Annotated in this window: 12 protein-coding genes; 10 read left to right on the top strand and 2 right to left on the bottom strand. The window is 41.0% G+C overall.

Features of this window, described 5'->3' with window-relative positions; translation table 11 throughout:
* Window positions 1-16 precede the first annotated feature (16 nt).
* The gene (gene kdpC / locus NSTCB13_RS12195) at window positions 17-619 is read left to right on the top strand and encodes a K(+)-transporting ATPase subunit C (protein ID WP_448272519.1); all 603 of its coding nucleotides are present in this window, start codon (window positions 17-19) and stop codon (window positions 617-619) included.
* Window positions 620-921: 302 nt separating this feature from the next.
* Entirely contained in the window at window positions 922-2,079 is a 1,158-nt protein-coding gene (locus tag NSTCB13_RS12190) for a universal stress protein (RefSeq protein WP_448272518.1), read from the top strand.
* Between the two features lie 553 nt (window positions 2,080-2,632).
* On the opposite strand, the gene NSTCB13_RS12185 is transcribed toward NSTCB13_RS12190, so the two are convergent.
* Together NSTCB13_RS12185 and NSTCB13_RS12180 are read right to left on the bottom strand one after the other, a co-directional pair.
* A complete protein-coding gene (locus NSTCB13_RS12185) occupies window positions 2,633-4,048 on the bottom strand; it encodes a folate/biopterin family MFS transporter (protein ID WP_448272517.1) in 1,416 nt (471 codons plus the stop codon).
* Between the two features lie 682 nt (window positions 4,049-4,730).
* Window positions 4,731-5,096, bottom strand: a complete 366-nt coding sequence (locus tag NSTCB13_RS12180) for a hypothetical protein (protein WP_445628282.1) — start codon at window positions 5,094-5,096, stop codon at window positions 4,731-4,733.
* Between the two features lie 1,495 nt (window positions 5,097-6,591).
* Here NSTCB13_RS12180 and NSTCB13_RS12175 point away from each other — a divergent pair.
* The 8 genes from NSTCB13_RS12175 to NSTCB13_RS12140 all read left to right on the top strand — a co-directional run bounded on the left by NSTCB13_RS12175 (window position 6,592) and on the right by NSTCB13_RS12140 (window position 18,660).
* On the top strand, window positions 6,592-9,399 hold the full coding sequence (locus NSTCB13_RS12175; protein WP_448272516.1) for a beta strand repeat-containing protein: 2,808 nt from the start codon (window positions 6,592-6,594) through the stop codon (window positions 9,397-9,399).
* Between the two features lie 41 nt (window positions 9,400-9,440).
* A complete protein-coding gene (locus NSTCB13_RS12170; protein ID WP_448272515.1) occupies window positions 9,441-9,587 on the top strand; it encodes a hypothetical protein in 147 nt (48 codons plus the stop codon).
* Window positions 9,588-9,676: 89 nt separating this feature from the next.
* Window positions 9,677-11,140 (top strand): ABC transporter substrate-binding protein, encoded by a 1,464-nt coding sequence (locus NSTCB13_RS12165; protein WP_448272514.1) that lies wholly within the window; start codon window positions 9,677-9,679, stop codon window positions 11,138-11,140.
* 12 nt (window positions 11,141-11,152) lie between these two features.
* A complete protein-coding gene (locus NSTCB13_RS12160) occupies window positions 11,153-12,598 on the top strand; it encodes an ABC transporter substrate-binding protein (RefSeq protein WP_448272513.1) in 1,446 nt (481 codons plus the stop codon).
* Between the two features lie 94 nt (window positions 12,599-12,692).
* The gene (locus NSTCB13_RS12155; protein WP_448272512.1) at window positions 12,693-15,173 is read left to right on the top strand and encodes an ATP-binding protein; all 2,481 of its coding nucleotides are present in this window, start codon (window positions 12,693-12,695) and stop codon (window positions 15,171-15,173) included.
* Between the two features lie 501 nt (window positions 15,174-15,674).
* Window positions 15,675-16,559, top strand: a complete 885-nt coding sequence (locus NSTCB13_RS12150) for a response regulator (protein WP_448272511.1) — start codon at window positions 15,675-15,677, stop codon at window positions 16,557-16,559.
* Between the two features lie 461 nt (window positions 16,560-17,020).
* Entirely contained in the window at window positions 17,021-17,740 is a 720-nt protein-coding gene (locus NSTCB13_RS12145; protein ID WP_448265006.1) for a sigma-70 family RNA polymerase sigma factor, read from the top strand.
* A gap of 392 nt (window positions 17,741-18,132) precedes the next feature.
* Complete coding sequence (locus NSTCB13_RS12140; protein ID WP_445628289.1) at window positions 18,133-18,660, top strand: adenylate kinase; 528 nt, start codon at window positions 18,133-18,135, stop codon at window positions 18,658-18,660.
* Window positions 18,661-18,755: the final 95 nt, after the last annotated feature.

Here is an 18,755-nt window from a genome sequence, read left to right as displayed (position 1 = left end):
AATTGGAAAACTTTTTATGGCTATTATTCGAGAAACTATCAGAGCAATTTTTATAACTCTAATGCTTTGGTTGTTGACTGCAATCATCTATCCGCTGGTAATTCTTGTAGTGGGTCAAGTTTTTTTGCCCTATCAAGCTAATGGCAGTATCGTGCGGAATCTAAATGATGAACCAATTGGTTCGGCTTTAATCGGTCAGGTATTCACATCTGAGCGATATTTTCATTCTCGTCCTAGTACTGTTAGATATAGTCAAGGAAAAAAAGCCAAGCCAACCGGCATATCTGGAGCTAGCAATCTCGCTGCCAGCAATCCAGAACTACTTAAGCGGATTTTAGAAGAGGCAGATAAATTGCGAGAGGAAAATCTTCAACCGATAGCTGATTTAATTTATACCTCTGGTTCGGGTTTAGATCCGCATATTTCCTTTAAAGCAGCACGGCAGCAATTGACGCGGGTTGCTGGTGCGCGGGGAGTAAAAGAAGATGAGATTTTACGTTTAATTAATAAGTATACTGATGACAGATTTTTATGGATTTTTGGCGAACCAGGAGTCAATGTTCTGCGATTGAATTATGCTCTTGACTTACAAGATTTTAATCGTCAGCAAAATCAGTAATTTGTCATTTGTCATTTGTCATTGGTCATTTGTCATTGGTCAAAACAGTGTTGAGTAATGAGTAATGAGTAATGAGTAATGAGTGCTGAGTTAGGAGTTAGGAGTTAAGAGTTAGGAGTTTTATTTATCTCCTTGTCTCCCTTGTCCCCTTGTCCCCTTGTCTCCCTCATCTCCCTGCCCCCTGCTCCCTGCTCCCTGCTCCCCTGCTCCCCTGCTTTTCCTGCGTTCAGCAAGAACTGCTTTATCCCAATGACAAATTTTTACGCTAACCTACTTAGGATTATACAGATACTAAAAATGAAATGTCAGATCGTAGTAATACTGGTTCGACTGGGAATGCACCTTTAAATTCTGCAAGTTACTCGCTTTATCCAGCACGACGGCGGGGTAAGCATAAAATCTTTATTGGTATGGCTCCTGGAGTAGGCAAAACCTACCGGATGTTAGAAGAGGGACACGCACTCAAACAAGAAGGAATTGATGTTGTCGTTGGGCTTTTGGAAACCCACGGACGCAAGGAAACGGCTGAAAAGGCAGAGGGACTGGAAATTATACCCCGTAAGCAATATCCTCGCGGTGAGTTGACGCTGACGGATATGGATACAGATGCTATTTTAAAGCGATCGCCCCAATTAGTCTTAATCGATGAACTTGCCCATACCAATGTCCCTGGTTCTCCACGCGAAAAACGCTACGAAGATGTCGAAGTAGTTTTGGCAGCCGGTATTGATGTCTACTCCACAATGAATGTGCAACATTTGGAAAGTCTCAACGACTTAGTAGCCAGAATTACAGGTGTGGTAGTCCGCGAGCGCGTTCCGGACAGAATTATGGATGAAGCAGATGAAATAGTGGTAGTGGATGTCACACCAGAAACACTGCAAGAACGATTATTAGAAGGGAAGATTTACGCACAGCCAAAAATCCAACAATCCCTCGATAATTTTTTCCAACGCCGTAACCTGATTGCTTTGCGGGAGTTGGCTTTGCGGGAAGTGGCAGACAACGTAGAAGAAAATGCGATCGCCTCTACTCCCAACGGACAATTTTGTAATATTCACGAGCGGGTTTTGGTGTGTGTATCTACCTATCCCAATTCAGTGCAGCTGTTACGTCGGGGTGCGAGATTGGCTAACTATATGAATGCGCCGCTTTATACGTTGTTCGTAGCCGATCCAGAACGCTTTCTCACTAAGGAGGAAAGCTTACACATCCACACTTGCGAGAAACTTTGTAAAGAATTTGAAGGTACTTTTCTTCGTGTTACCAACAGTAATATAGCTAATGCGATCGCCCAAGTCGCCGAGAGACATCGTATCACCCAAATTGTAATCGGAGAAAGTCAGCGATCGCGCTGGCAAATGCTCCTCAAGGGATCTTTGACGCAAAAATTGGTGCGCTTGCTCAAAAATATCGATTTGCATATTATTGCCAGCGAAAAAATGGTTTCATCCAAATAGGGCAGGGGGCAGGGGAGCATACTTCGACTGCGCTCAGTAACCAGGGGGGCAGGGGAGACAAGGGGACAAGGGAGACAAGGAGATAAGGGACTGACAAATAATAAAATATCCCAATATTTCTTGTAGGATGGGCGTCTCGCCCGGACTGTGAACTGGGCGCTGATGTTGCCATTGGTGTCAACTTCACGTCAAACCGAACGTCCGCCAGGGATTAAAATCCCTGTCTGATAGCAAAAGTCCTCACTCAGAGGACTCAAGATTACAGTCCATTTTAATGGACTTGGGTTATTAGACCGCCGTTTTAACGGTGGGCGGACGCACAACACCCAACGAGTACGCTAGGGCTTGCTGAAGTTGACACCACTGGTAAGATGCCCACCCCACAATATTGGATAATTTATTTCTTGGAGTTCCCTAAATAAAACTCCTAACTCTTGTACAGACAAGGGTTAATCGCGTCTCTACTGTTAACTCCTAACTCAGCACTGGCTAAACGCCCCGCTGACGCTAACAGCACTCTCGATCTCATTTACTTAGAAACTGCTGTATTACACTATTCTAGTATTTCTGACTTTGGTTCTCTCAGTACCAACTCCGGGATCAAATCAGGCGAAAATGATTTTTGGTCATTTTTGAGTGTTTCAGTTTGTTCTTCAGCAGCAGGTAGCCAGTTGATAAATGGTAGGGGTAATAGGGTGCTGAGGTTAGTAATTAGCACCAATAGCCAAAGTGATTCAAAGTTTGTTGCGGTGATTCCCAGCCAATAGGTGATTAATGCCCCGAATGCATGGGAAACTGTTCCGGCGGAATTATAGACTGACATTAACAAGGCAAATAATGTCGCTTCCACACCAGAAGGACAAAGCCTTGCTGCTAGCACCATCACTTGCATAAAGGCAATTTTCCCCATCACAGTCAAAATCAGGCTATCACCCAAACTAAACCAGTGGTCATCTATACCCAATAGCCTGTTTGTGTGAGTTACCAACAATAGCATCGTCATCCCCAAAAGTGACGAAAGGACAGTACTCCAAGCAAAAATCACGCGAAAAGGGATGCTTTTGAGGAAACGTTGAAAAATCCAAACACCTGCCAAAGAAGCGAAACTTCCCACCAAGTTTACTCGCCCCAAAAATTCTGGTTCAAAGTGGAGTTCGTTGGTAGCGAAGTAGAAAAAGGCTGAGTCAGCATTTGGGGTAGCTTGCCAGATGAAGATAAACGCCGTTGGTAGCCAAATTGTTTTTTGGCTAATGGCTTGGCGTAGCTGTCCTAGTTGATGTTTGATTGGTACAGAGTTGGTCTGATTACTATCTTCAGGATCTTTGCTAACGGGGGACTCAGCAATTAACCAAGCCACCCCTGAAACGATCAAAGGAAATAAAGCGGTGATCCCAAAGACGGTACGGGTAGTAAAGTATTGAAGTAGTAGACCGCTACAGTAGGCTGTTATTAAACCTCCGATCGCAGAAGCACCCCAGCACAGAGATTGTAGTGAGCCGGCTTTTGCTTGCGATTCGCCTCTGGCTCGTTCTACAACTAGCGAGTCAACGATGACATCACTCATGGCGACACTAAGAGAACCAAGAGCGATCGCTAAGGTAGCTGCCCAGCTAGTATGAACTATTGTGGCCAGACTCATCCAAGAAGCAGTTCCCAGTATCCCGGATAAAATCAAGTAAGGACGGCGACGATAGCCAAATATAGGCAAGCCATCAGAGATAAAACCAAACATCGGCTTGATCATCCAAGGTAGGAAGACAATTCCCAATAGCGCCGATACCTGGACTGGACTCAGGAGTAGTTCATCTTTAAGAAAAAAGCTAACGGCTAGACGCGATAGCCCTAAAATTCCTTGGACAAAGTAAACGGTGAGAATTGCAATTAACTCCGCATTCGGTTCATTACCCAAGAAGAGTTTTTGTGTTAATAAGTCTTTGACCTTAGACAAGCCAGATGATTGATCTACCATTCGATAAATATTTTTTAAATTTTGTCTACTTGTCTATCATATCGATTCTTAAAAGGTGGGTTTTTTCTCACCTTTTCCTTTGGTTTCTTCACTTCTACTACGCGGTAGTTGAATCTCGACTTACTTCTCCTGTCGGAGAGGCTGCACTTCGACTACGCTCAGTGACCACGCCAACGACTACGCGGTAGTTGAGCGCAGTCGAAACTCAGTACAAGTCGCTCGATTACCGCGCAGCGATGCACTGAGCCTGTCCTGAGCGTAGCCGAAGGGCGCAGTCGAAGTGTCGAAACTCAGTACAAGTCAGGGCAAGTCGCTCAACAACCAGGCAGCAGGTTAGGAGTATCAATTAAAACTAAAGTTTTCGGGTCTGAGCTACAGTTCAGAAAAAGAATTATACCAAGACGCGCTGCGCGTTAGCGTAGCGGCACGAAGTGCGCTATTTGACGAAGCCATTGCGGTGAGCGGGTTCCCCGACATAAAGCATCCAATCGCCGAAGCAAGTAATAAATTAGACTTTTCAAACAACCTCTAATAGCAAGAATTGGTTGAAACGGACTAAAAATACTTTATTAGTCCGTTTCAACCAACTTGAGCTAATAGCCGGAAAATAAATTTTCGGGCAGTTTTTAAGCTTTTGTCACAGCTTTGAAGATGGTGGTTCTACACATATTCATATCGGGAATTAGGAATACTTAACATCTAGAAAAGGCAGTTGCTTGGAACCATTAGCGCCAATAACTTCAATACCTTGTTTGCCACGAATGCCGTCTACTGGTAGAGAAACTATATAAGGTGCGATCGCTGGTAATCCGATTCCGGGCAAAGTACCAACGACCTCAACTCCCCAATATTCAGGTTGCTGGACGTATACAAGTGGCACAAGATTCACTTCCAAATTCAAGTATGGTTTCGTTCCTTTGACAACTAAAATATAAGTGTCATTTACTATACCCGGACGAATTTCTGCTTCTTCAAAGTCAATTAATCGAGATGACTCTGGTTTTGGTAAAGCTCGGAATTGACTAAGACTTTGCTCTAATGTACTCATTTTTTCTCCTTTAGAAGAACTATGTTGTTGAAGCAACTAATTAAGGAGATAACAAGATATTTTCAATCTTGTACCTTCAACTTTTTAGTTTCTTAGTTAATTCATCAAGCTAGAAAGCAAAGTTTATGCAATGCCAACTTCTTCTTTACATTTATTTATCAAGCTCAGAAATTACCATACAAGGTGGTTAATCTAGAAGAATCTTTGCGTTGATAGTCATGTACCGTCGATCTCGTCGTTTGCGATCGCACGATCCTTGAAATCATCAGAGTTCCTGCATTACCCGAATCACGATCTCAAACAGTTCGCGTGCAGAGATACCAGCACTACCTTCGGCAATGGGGATTTGCAATCCACCCAGCCGTGAAAAACGTGGTTAAAGAAATCTACTATTTAATATGCCTTCATTTCCTGACGACTGTTTTTTTGAATAAAAATCTATTTTTGTCCAAAACTTTCCAATATAATCCAGTTTCAAATTCACCGTCCTCAGTAATTTCTTGGCGATGGTTAGGACGGACTACGCCTACGCTACGAGTGTATGTTTGGTGGAGGTTATCCCTAAGTAACTCTTGATAATGCGATCATCTTCTGGAGCGATCGCTTTCAACTCCTGTAACTTATCGTCACAACCTCACAGCATAACCCCAGATTTCAAAAACTCTCACAGCTTGCTTGTCTATTAAGGGCGACGACACGCTACACGAGCAAATAAAACAACTATTTAGCTGCTGTTTAGCTGCTGTTTAGCTGCTGTATTCGGGATTATTAGTGGTTTTCAGACATGAAGAATATATAAAGAGAAGTACTGAGATTATACCGATCGGCAAATAATGTAAAGAGTATGCAAAGATATGTCTATAAGTGTGGACATCTCAGTAAATCTTCAGATATGGTTATCAAAGTGTTATTTAGATGTTCCCCATTTTTAAGCTACACACTTACGGGCAATAGCCCACAACAACTGCATAAAAATTATTTCCCTATCGAAAGTGAATTATTCTCTATATTTACCACAGTAGGGCTACGCTTTGAGAAGAAATATGAAGTGTGGGTTTTAGGCATTCAAGCTTGATTTTTCGACACTTTGTCAGTGATGGCTGGGTTGATCTGCGGATCGAGAATGATAAAAAAAGTGTGAAACCATCTGTTTTCCTAAATACACGCTCATAAATATGTACAATGCTAAGACTTAGATAGTCTTAACTAGCATTATTAACGGGTACGCAAATAACGAATGAAAAAGGAAATAGGGAATAGGCAAAGAATTTAACTTTGAATCTCCTGCCTCCTGCCTTTTTCAAGTCAGTTAGATAAGTCCTACTTACAAGCTCATCAATAGGGTAAATCTTCGAGAAAATGCTAACCCTCAAGGGTGACATAAAAGTGTGTCGAAAGCATCAACTCTCGGCGATTTCCGTGTGTCCTCAAACAACATTAACAACAAGTTAATAGCTGAAGTTACTCAAAATATCGATTCAGGAAGGTAAGAGTTATGGTGAATATCATTGGAACCAACGGTAAAGATACTCTATTGGGTACTCAGGACGCAGATACAATTAACGCTAAAGTGGGTGATGATATCATCGATGGCAAAAATGGCAACGACCTTTTAAACGGTGATGCTGGAAATGATACCCTCATTGGTGGTGCAGGCAATGATACTCTCCTTGGTGGTACGGATAACGACTCTCTCCGTGGTGGTACGGGTAACGACTCTCTCCGTGGTGGTACTGGTAATAATCTGGTGCGGGGTGATGAGGGAAATGATACTCTTGATGCTTCCTATTCTTCTGGAAATAACATCCTCAGTGGAGATGCAGGGGATGACTACCTTGATATTAGCTATTCTGCTGGCAACAATACGGTTTCAGGCAAAGACGGCGATGATTCCTTTTACGCAGATGAAGTCCGGGGTAGAAACACTCTAAATGGAGGCGCTGGTAATGATGACTTCCATTTGTCCGTCTCAAAAACTTCCCCCTCTTCCTTAACGACTCAAAGTGTAAATGGAGAAACAGGTCAGGATTATTTGTCTGTATATTACACCCGTGCTACTACAGGAATCACTTCGAGTTTCGATGCTGCTACTAACACTGGCTCAATTAGTGCTGGTACAAATCGGATTAACTACACCAATATCGAACAATTAGAAATTAGAGGTACAACCTACGCTGATTTTATTGTCGGAAGCAATGGCAACGATTTACTCTTCGGAGGCAGTAGTGGCAACGATTCAAATTATGGCAATGATACAATTTTTGGCGGTGAAGGTAACGATTACTTGAATGTTGATTATTCAACAAGCAATAACATCCTTGACGGTGGTGTTGGTAACGATCAATTCAGTGCTAGCTCTTCAACAGGCAATAACTTAATTTCTGGTGGCGATGGCAATGATAATCTCTCTGCGTCTAAGACAGATGGCAATAACACCCTCAACGGTGGTGCTGGTGACGATCAATTAGATGCTAACTATTCAACAGGGGATAACCTACTGAATGGAGGCGATGGCAATGATTCTCTTAGCGCCTCTCGCGAATACGACTATTCCGCCTCTTTTACCTCCGGTGATAACACTCTCAATGGTGGTGCTGGTGACGACCAATTGAGTGTTAACTATTCAACGGGCAATAACATCCTCAATGGGGGGGATGGCAATGATTCTTTCTTTGCATCTGGCTACTACGACGACACAAAAGCCGAGGGCAAATTTGGTAATAACATTTTCAATGGAGAAAATGGTAATGATTCCTTCTCTTTCGTCCTATATACTTCTCCATCTTCCTTAGCGACTCAAACAGTAGATGGGGGAACAGGTAACGATTTGTTGAGCGTTTCGTATATCTATCCTAGTGGGGGAATTACAACGACATTCAATGCTGCTACTAACACTGGCTCGATTAAGGCGGGTACGGATCTGATTAACTACAAGAATATCGAAGGATTACATATCTCAGCTACAGCGTACAATGACTTGATTGTGGGGAGTAATGGCAACGATACTATCTCGCTCTATGCCAATAGTAGCAATGATACTATCGATGGCGGAAAAGGTGATGATTTATTAGAAGGCAATTATTACAGTAATTCTAGCGGGGGTGAGGGAATCACTTCGACATTCAATGCTTTTACTAACACTGGCTCCATTACATCAGGCACGAATCAGGTTAATTACAAGAATATCGAACGATTAAATATCTCAGGTACAGCCTACGATGATTTGATTGTAGGGGGCAATGGCAACGATACACTCACCGGAGGCGATCGCGGCAAAGATACTATAGATGGAGGAAAAGGTGACGATTTGTTGTCTTTCTATAACTATTCCATCAGCCAGGGAATCACTTCGACATTCAATGCTGCTACTAATGCTGGTTCGATTACAGCAGGCCCGAATCAGGTGAGCTACAAGAATATCGAACAATTAAATATTTCAGGTACAAACTACGATGATTTGATTGTGGGGAGCAATGGCAACGATACCCTCGCTGGGGGAGGTGGAAATAACACGATTCTCGGCGGTGCAGGTAAGGATTTATTGAGTGCTGACTATTCAAATGGGAATAATTCGCTCTCTGGTGGTGATGATAATGATTCTCTCAACGTTTCTGGCTCCTACGACGACTACCGAGGCAATTTTGATCTCGATGCTATCTCTGGTAAGAACACCCTCAATGGTGGCGCTGGTGATGATAACTTAGTTACTAACTATTCATCAGGCAATAACCTACTGAATGGAGGCGATGGCAATGATACTCTCACAGCCGCAGGTTCAGCCTCCTTATATTCCTCATACGGAGCTTATACTGTCTCTGGGAATAATACGCTCAATGGTGGTGCTGGTGACGATCGCTTGATTGTTGATTATTCATCAGGCAATAATCTACTGGATGGAGGCGATGGTAATGATACTCTCACAGCCTCTGGTGCCTCTGGTAAAAACACCTTCAACGGTGGCAAAGGTAATGATAACCTCTATGGAGGAGCTGGTATTGATACCTTTGTTTTCAATAGTTTCAGTGAAGGTGTTGATACCATTTATAACTTCAACGCGACTAATGAACAGATTCAGGTATCGGCTGCTGGTTTTGGTGGCGGGTTATCATCAGGTTTACTATCAGCTAGCTCTTTTACCCTTGGAGCATCTGCGACAACGAGCAATCAGCGATTTATCTATAACAATACTACAGGTGCGCTATATTTTGACCAAGATGGCAGTGCGGGTGGATTTACTCAGGTACAATTTGCCCAACTATCAGGTGGAGTGTCATTAAGTCAAAATAACTTGCTAGTTGTTTAATCCTCAACCCTACAGTCAAATAGAAATCTTCAGAATGCGAGGTGTTATATTCAGCACCTCGCATTCGCTTCATCAATGGAATTATTAAACCACGCGGTAGAATAATTGTTCCAATCGGTGCAGAATGGCGAAGCGATGTAATATGCTTCGTTCCGCTCCAAGAGCAAGCAGTTGTCCATCTGTTTTAAGAGCGATCGCTTGTAAATTATTGAGAGCTCGACAAAAAGCCTTAAATTGAGTATATCTATTCAGTTTAAATATAAGCTTTAGAAGTGTGGTGTCCAGAAAAAAAGCCAGTCAGATTACTCAGGTTTTGAAGAATCAGCAGAGAGCTAAGAAAGCTTTTAGCGATCGCCCCTACGCACTCATCGCATTAATCCTTTGCTTGATAATTGTTGCTTGCACTAACACATATCAATCCTCCCCTTCCCCACTTAATAAGTTATCCAGTGAAACTACCGATTTAAGGATTTGGTGGGATAAAGGTTTTACTCAGGAAGAGGATGAAGCTCTCAAGCAACTAGTTAGCGAGTGGGAAAAACAAACTGGCAACAAAATCAAGCTCTCTCTATATTCTACAGATGAGCTAACACGGAAGATTCAACGAGAAATTCAGGCTGGCAACCTACCTGATATTGTTACCAGTTATACTGCCGATCGCGAAATTATTCCCCGTTTAAGTTGGGAAGGCAAACTAGCAGATATATCAGATGTAATTGAGCCACTTAAAAGTTTTTACCCAGAAAAAATCCTCAAAACTGTTCAGTCTTATAACAATGTTACTCAAAAACGAAGCTACTATGCTCTGCCAATGAGCCAAGCAACTATTCACATTTTTTACTGGCGAGATTTGCTAAAGCAAATAGGTCGTAAGGAAAGTGATATACCAAAAAATTGGGATGATTTTTGGGAGCTTTGGAAACAAATACAGGATGACTTGCGGACAAAACAAATACCAGATAAAAAACAGAATATTTATGGATTAGGATTTACCTTCGGCATTAGTTCTGCTGATACATACTACTTATTTGAGCAGATTTTAGAAGCATACGACGTGCAAATTTTAGATTCTACAGATAAACTTATCCTTGACGATCCGAAAGTGCGTCAAGGTATTATTAACAGTTTAAAATGGTACACAAATTTTTATCAGCAAGGCTACGTCCCACCAGATGCCATAAATTGGTTGAATCCAGACAATAATCGTAGTTTACTTAATCAAAGCGTGGTTATGACTCCTAACAACTCGCTTTCAATTCCTGCTGCTGTGCGGCAAAACCCTGATACATATTATCAAAAGCTTGGTATTTTAGAGTTTCCGAATAAACCCAATGGCTTGCCAATGCGCTACTTAATTACAGTTAAGGAAGCGTTTTTATTTGCCGATTCTCAAAAACAGAAACTAGCTAAGGAGTTTCTTGCATACTTAATACAACCAGAAGTGATGGGAAATTATCTCAAGGCTTCTGGAGGTCGTCATTTACCAGTTTTAACATCGGCGTGGGAAGATCCTTTTTGGAAAAATTCCAAAGATCCCTATCTCTCGACTGCCGCTAATATATTTCTTAACAGAGAAACTCGCCCATTTTATTTTGTCCAAAACCCAGCCTATAGCTTGGTTTTAAAAGATAATGTCTGGGGTAAGGCGCTCAATCGAATTGTTGTAGATAAAATTTCTCCAGAGCAAGCAGCTGATGAAGCGATCGCCCGAATTAAGCAAATTTTTGACCAATGGCACTAAGCTTTTACAAATATGACATTTAAAACTAAAGCTAGTCAAATTGCTAAAGACTTTCATAATCAGCCGCAATATTACCATTATCGCAGATATGTGTTCATCGTATTGACACTCAGCTTGATAATTATTGCTTGTACTAACACCTCTCAATTAAAACAATCTTCAGTCACCCATTCGCCTACTGACAACACAGTTTTAAAGATTTGGTGGGATAAAGGTTTTACTGTCGATGAAGATGAAGCAATCAAGCAGTTGGTGAGCAACTGGGAAAAACAAACTAATAATCAAGTCAAACTTTCCTTTTATATTGGCGATGAGCTACCGCAGAAGGCGCGTAGAGCTATTCAGGCGGGTAATCCACCCGATATTATGATGAGTTACGGCGCGGAAAGAGCGTTGAATCCGCATTTGGCTTGGGAAGGGAAACTGGCGGATGTAACGGATGTAATTGAGCCAGTCAAAAATCTTTATCCTGAATATGCCCTGCAAGCTGTTAATTATTACAATAATGCTGCAAAAAAACGAAGTTACTATGCAGTTCCAATCAATCAGGCAACAGTTCACATTTTCTACTGGCGAGACTTGCTAAAGCAAATAGGTCGCAGTGAAAGCGATATTCCCAAAGATTGGGATGGTTTTTGGCAGTTTTGGAAAAAAGTACAGAACGATCTGCGGACGAAAAAGCAAAAACAGCATATTTATGGACTAGGTTTTCCTTTTTCTACTGGAGCTTCAGATACCTACATCTTTTTTGAGCATATTTTAGAAGCATACGATATACAAATTCTTAACTCAGAAGGTAAACTTTTGATCGACGAGCCAAAGGTCAGACAAAAAATTATCCAGGCATTAGATTGGTATACCAAATTTTACCAACAAGGTTATGTGCCACCAGATGCACTCAATTGGTTAAATCCAGATAATAATCGCAGCTTGCTCAACCGTGTGGTGATGATGACTCCTAACAACACCCTCTCAATTCCTTGCTCTGTGCGCCAAGATCCCGACACCTATCGCCATAAGCTTGGTATTTTAAAATTTCCAAACAAACCCAACGGCAAGCCAATGCGTTATCTACTCACACTTAGACAAGCAGTTTTATTCGCCGATTCCCAGCAACAGAAAAAAGCTTTGGATTTTCTTGCATATCTCACTCAATCACAGGTGATAGGTAAGTATCTGAAAGCTGCTGGAGGTTGTAATTTACCTGTCATCAAGACACTTTGGCAAGACCCATTTTGGAAAAACCCAGCTGACCCACACGTTTCAACTGCGGTTAAGACGGTGACGGAAGGTTCAACGCGGTTGTTTTATTATGTCCAAAACCCGGCATACAGCGTAGTGTTAGAGGAGAATATCTGGGGAAAAGCTCTGAATCGAATAATTGTAGATAAAATTTCTTCAGAGCAAGCAACTGATGAAGCAATTAAGCAGATAAAACAGATTTTTGCTCAATGGTAATCAATAATTATTTATATTAACTGAAGGAATAACCTATATACATGAATAATAAAAAAGATAAATATCTTTAGAATAAGAAACAAGTTGTAAATATATGAACTTCTGGAATCAGCACCTAACTATTAAAGTTGCCAGTTCCTTCTTATTCCTATCTTTGGTAACTGTAGGTGTAGTAGGAGGATTTGCTTTTCTCAATGCGAGGGAAGCTTTGAAGCAAGCTGCTTTTGAACGGCTCAGTGCTGCTGCTACCCTGAAAGAGGAAGAAATTACCCGTTGGTTTGAAGACCAAGAACGAGACTTTCTCTTAATAACTCAGTTTCCAGACGTACAAAATAATTTTCAAATCCTTTTAAATTCTAAACCCACCGAAGCAAATTATCGCAAAGCTTACAAAGTCCTCTCAGATTATCTTGCAAATATGGCAAAAATCAAGCCAAGTCTGGGAGAAATTTCCATTCTTGACCGGAGCAATCGGATTATTTTATCTACTAATAAACAGCGTGAAGGTCAATATGAAATTTCAGCTAACATCACCTATATTGAACAGATTCAATCAGGAGACTCTTTTGCTCCCATCTTTTATGCCTCACCGATTACTGGTAAGCCATCAGTTACTTTTGCAACCCCTCTACGTGATGCAGCCAAGGTACGTCAAGGTGTCCTTCTAGCCGATCTCAATTTAGGCAGAATAGATCAAATTGTACGGGAACGTACAGGCTTAGGTAAAAGCGGAGAAACTTATTTAGTTGGTTCTTTAGTAACTAAAAACGCTTTTATTTCTAAAGATAAAAATAAAACACCGGACTTTTCTCAAGGAGTTAGCAGCCAAGGTATTGATGCAGCAATGGGTGGAATTAGTGGTCAAGGACTTTATCCAAACTATGCTGGAGTGTTAGTAATTGGGGTATATCACTGGCTCAATGACCAAGACCTAGCCTTAATGGTGGAGATGAACCAGGAAGAAGCCTTTGCGCCGGCTCAACGATTAGCAGGAACGATGATGCTAGTGGGATTCTTATCAATGGGATTTTTATTGATTGGAGTGTCTTGGCTAACGCGACAGTTAAAAATTTCTGGCGAACAGTTAGAAAATTATAGCCATAGATTAGAACTAAAAGCCAAAGAAGCCGAAACTGCCAACCGTGCCAAAAGCGAATTTCTCGCAAACATGAGTCACGAACTTCGTACTCCTCTCAACAGCATCCTTGGCTTTACTCAGCTAATGATGCGCGATTCTTCTATCAATGTTTCTCAGTTAGAACATTTAGAAATTATCAGTCGCAGTGGAGAACATTTGCTTACCTTGATTAATGATGTGTTGTCAATGTCCAAAATTGAGGCTGGTTTAACGACATTGAATAACAATAGCTTTGACTTGTACACTCTACTTGATTCACTTGAAGAGATGTTTCAAATTAAAGCGGAATCCAAAGGTTTACAGTTGATGTTTGAACGTAGACCTGAAGTTCCTAGATATGTGCATACAGATGAAAGTAAATTGCGTCAAATCTTGATTAATCTCCTTGGTAATGCTATCAAATTTACTCAAGAAGGTGGCGTCAGTTTACGAGTCAGAATGAAAGAAGAAAGTAAACTACAGCAACAAGAAGGGACACAAGTAATAAGAAACTCTCGCCCTTCATTCTTCTGGCTTCATTTTGAAGTTGAAGATACTGGGACAGGGATTGCACCTGCCGAGATTGAAAAGTTGTTTAAACCCTTTGTTCAAACAGAAGCAGGTCGTAAATCTCAGCAAGGAACAGGTTTGGGTTTAACTATTAGCCAACAATTTGTGCATCTAATGGGGGGAAGTATTAGTGTTAGCAGTACTTTGGAACAAGGAACGATTTTTTCTTTCGATCTGCAAATTAGTCCAGCAGAAGTAGCTGAAGCTCCAATTCTACAGCTAAAACGACGAGTAATTGGTTTAGAGCCTAATCAACCAAAATACCGGATTTTAGTAGTTGAAGATAAATGGGAAAATCGCCAACTCTTAGTCAAGATGTTAGTATCCCTTGGCTTCGAGGTACGTCATGCAGAAAATGGTCAAGAAGGGGTGACTCTTTGGGAAACTTGGGAACCACAACTGATTTGGATGGATATGCGGATGCCTGTAATGGATGGGTATGAAGCTACTAAACAAATTAGAGCTACTTTAAAAGGTCAAGCTACTGTGATTATTGCCCTAACTGCTAGTGCTTTTGATGAGGAGCGATTTGTGGTTTTATCGTCTGGCTGCAACGATTTTGTACGTAAGCCGTTCCGAGAGGAAGTAATCTTGAATATGATGTCTAAATATTTAGGGGTGCGCTATGTATATGCAGAGAAACCCCTTCAAAAAGACGAATTTGCCGAAAATTCCGACCTGAAAATTTTATCATTAGAAGAGATGCTGGCTCAGATGCCTACTGAATGGGTCGCACAGCTCCACCAAGCGGCACTGTGTACTGATGAAAAGCTGATTTTTAGCTTGCTTGAGCAAATTCCTGAAGAATCTGCTCTTTTGACAAACACTCTGTCTGATTGGGTCAATAACTTTCGCATTGATAAAGTTATTGATTTAACACAATCGTAAAAAATGATTTTTGAATCAGAATTCAAAAGTCAGAACAAGAAAGTGGGGATTGAGACCTGCCACGAATTAAAACGATCGCCCGAATTCAATAAACGACCGCCCGAATTCAATAAATGACCGCCCGAATTCAATAAACGACCGCCCGAATTCAATAAACGACTGCCCGAATTCAATAAACGACTACCCGAATTCAATAAACGACTACCCGAATTCAATAAACGACCGCCCGAATTCAATAAACGACTGCCCGAATTCAATAAACGACTGCCCGAATTCAATAAACGACCGCCCGAATTCAATAAACGACTGGATTTAAGAAGAAACTCGATTTGTGTGTACGCGGTAGCCTTGGAAAGGGGGCTAAGGGGATCGGACGAAATATTTAATACTTCTCAGACATCCTCTAAATTTTTGTCTAGCGAATGCACCAGAAGATTTGGTGGGGATCTTAAACCGATTCATTCACCAGTCTGACTCCAATTAAATTCTAAATTTTGATTTATGACCGCAGCTAACGGAAACGTCTCCGGCTTTGCTCCTGAATTCTTTTCTAATAAATTAGTTCTCATAAATATGGATAACCATCAAGTTCAGCTACCAAAAGCAAATATTCTTGTTGTTGATGATACACCCGATAATCTGCGACTTTTATCAGCTATGCTAACTCAGGTTGGCTATGAAATTCGGAGAGTGATTAACGGACAAACAGCTTTGAAAACAGCACAAGCTGCACCGCCCGATTTAATTTTGCTTGACATCATGATGCCAGAAATGAATGGTTATGAAGTCTGTCAACATTTGAAAGCCTCAGAGAAAACCCGCGACATTCCGGTGATTTTTATTAGCGCCTTGGATGAAGTTTTTGACAAAGTTAAAGCTTTTGCAGTCGGGGGAGTGGATTATATTACCAAACCTTTTAGTGAAGAAGAGGTTTTTGCCCGTGTAGAAAATAACTTGACTATCGGAAGGTTGCAAAAACAACTGACCCAGCAAAATATACTTTTGCAGCAGGAAATTAGCGATCGCCAAAAAGCCGAATCAGCCCTGCGCCTTAGTCAGTTTTATCTAGATAAATTTAAGGATTCTATCTTTTTTGTAAATTCGGATGCCCAGCTAGTTTACGTGAATGAAGCCGCCTGCTGTCATCTTGGCTACTCCCGCGCCCAATTGTTGAGCATGACTGTTTACGATATAGATCCAAATTTTTCGACGGTTACTTGGCGATCGCACTGGGAGGAAGTTAGACAAAAAGGCTCTCTCACTTTTAAGTCTACTCAACGAACCCAAGATGGTCAGGACATAGCCGTGGAAATAACTGTTAATTATCTAGAGTTAAACGGACAGGAGTACCATTGCGCTAGTGTCCGCGATATAGCCTCTTACTAAGATTATTTTAACAAGCAAATAAAGTGATTTATATCAGGAACTTTCTCAAATGAATGAGTAGTCTTAAACTCTTGGAAAAGACGTTTTAGCCAAAACTTCTAATCTAAAACTGCTAACACAGGTGGATAAGAGATTTTTTCTGACGTTTACTGACATTTTTTACATAACTTAATAAAAGTTTTACGGCAAAATTCCTGACGACTCATGACTTTTTCATGCTGTTAAAAGTGAGTAATTTACTTAAATTAAAGGCATAGTCAAAGCCAACTTCAATCCAAAACCTCAAGAACGTCTAATAAGTAGAGGCAGAAGGAAAACCCCTAACAGCAACAGGTTATTCTGGTTTGCATTTTAGATTTAATTATCTGGATTGAACTGAGTCGGTGAGCAAAGGGTATTGCCCATTGCAACCATAGCCTACAAAGTATGCAAAATAAGGAAACTTGAGGAAAGAAAATAAGATGCTAAAAAATACTATAAATCAAGATTTTATCTCGTCTGAAGAAACTCTGTTGTTTAGCACCTCAGTTAAGAAGGATCTAAATGAACAGCTAGCATCCTTAGTTGTCGAAGCTCGTAGACATTCACCTGGAAGCCCTCAACGTCAGAAATTGCTCACGCAAATCATTCGTTTGACACAAGGTAAACTCTGGAAGGAAAATACTCCCTACTATCAAGACGCACTGCAACAAACTTGGTTGTATTTCTGCCGCAATGTTTGTGATGGTCTGACAGGTCAAGCCTATGACTCCACTCAAGGTAGTGTGATTAATTGGCTAGATGCTTACCTAAAACGCAGACTACAAGACTTTTATCTCAACCAAAACCGGGAAAAAGCCACAACAGTCTCCTTTGGAGTTCGTCAGTCTAAGTCGGGTGAGATTGGTGAAACTATTGACCCGATAGATAATATACCAGCCACCCCCCAAGCGCCTCCCATTTTGGAAAACCTGGAGACATGGGTGGAGACAGACTCGGATATGGAACTACGTAGTACTCACATTAAAGGGCGTCCAGACGTAAATTGTCAGGTATTAATTCTCAAACGCTTACCCCCGGAAGTTAGCTGGAAAGAATTATCTCAAGACTTTGGGCTGTCAATTGCAACATTAAGCAGTTTCTATCAACGGCAGTGTCTACCACGCTTGCGGAAATTTGCTGAGGTAGAGGGTTTATTCTAAACCAATATAGTTCAGTTAAGGCTCAAATCTGTGTAATCGAGCTATAATTCCCAAAAATGGAAAGAAAGTGTGACGCATCTCAAAGAATTCTCACTGCTGTCTCTCAAGATACAAAGTACGAGATATTTAAAGCAATAGAGTACAGCTATCCCAGCACAAATCATTGAACAGGCGATCGCAAATATAACTATTCTTCGGATTGCTAGTTAATTGGATGCAATTGTCTGAGTTTTCTTTAGCAGTAATAGATATAGCGTAGATCGTATCAGGAATAAAATAGTACATTTTTGCGCTACTCTATGTATCATTTAAGTATTATAAAAGAAATTCCTATTCTTTCTTGACAAGCCTTGTTGCCTGTTGAACTATATTGTCCTAAAACGAAAATGGCTATGAAAAAAGTAGCGGTATTTGGCAATGCTGGAGGCGGTAAATCAACTCTGAGTAAGAAATTATCAGAAATTACTGGTTTACCACTTCACGTTTTGGACAAGATAAAGTATTTCGCTGGAGGTGCTGAAGTTCCTCATGAAGACTACAAGCATATCCATCAGGAAATTTTACAAACTCAAAGATGGATTATTGACGGTTTTGGTTGCATGGAAACACTCTGGCAAAGACTTGACGAGGCGGATACTCTGGTTTTTGTCGATTTACCACTATATATCCATGTTTGGTGGGTAACTAAGCGATTCATCACAGGTTACTTTCAACCGCCTGAAGGCTGGCCACAAAATAGTCCTATATTGGAAAGTTCGCTTAAAAGCTACCGTGCACTTTGGTTATGCCACAAATTTTTAACTCCAAAGTATCGTGAGTATATCAAACAAGCTCAAAGCAACAAAAGTGTTTATCATATTCGCTCAACTAAAGAGATTTTAGACTTTTTTGAATTAATTCAAAATAAAATTAACTCTTAAGAGGCTTTTTATCAAGTAAAAATAAAATTATTGTAGGAGAGCCAGTTCGCCCTTGCGGTTCTTCAGAAAATTCTAGACAGTGATAGGGAAGCAGC

The sequence above is a fragment of the Nostoc sp. DSM 114160 genome (assembly GCF_053470305.1).
The sequence above is the reverse complement of the archived record's forward strand: the minus strand, read 5'-3'. Positions and strand labels throughout refer to the sequence as shown.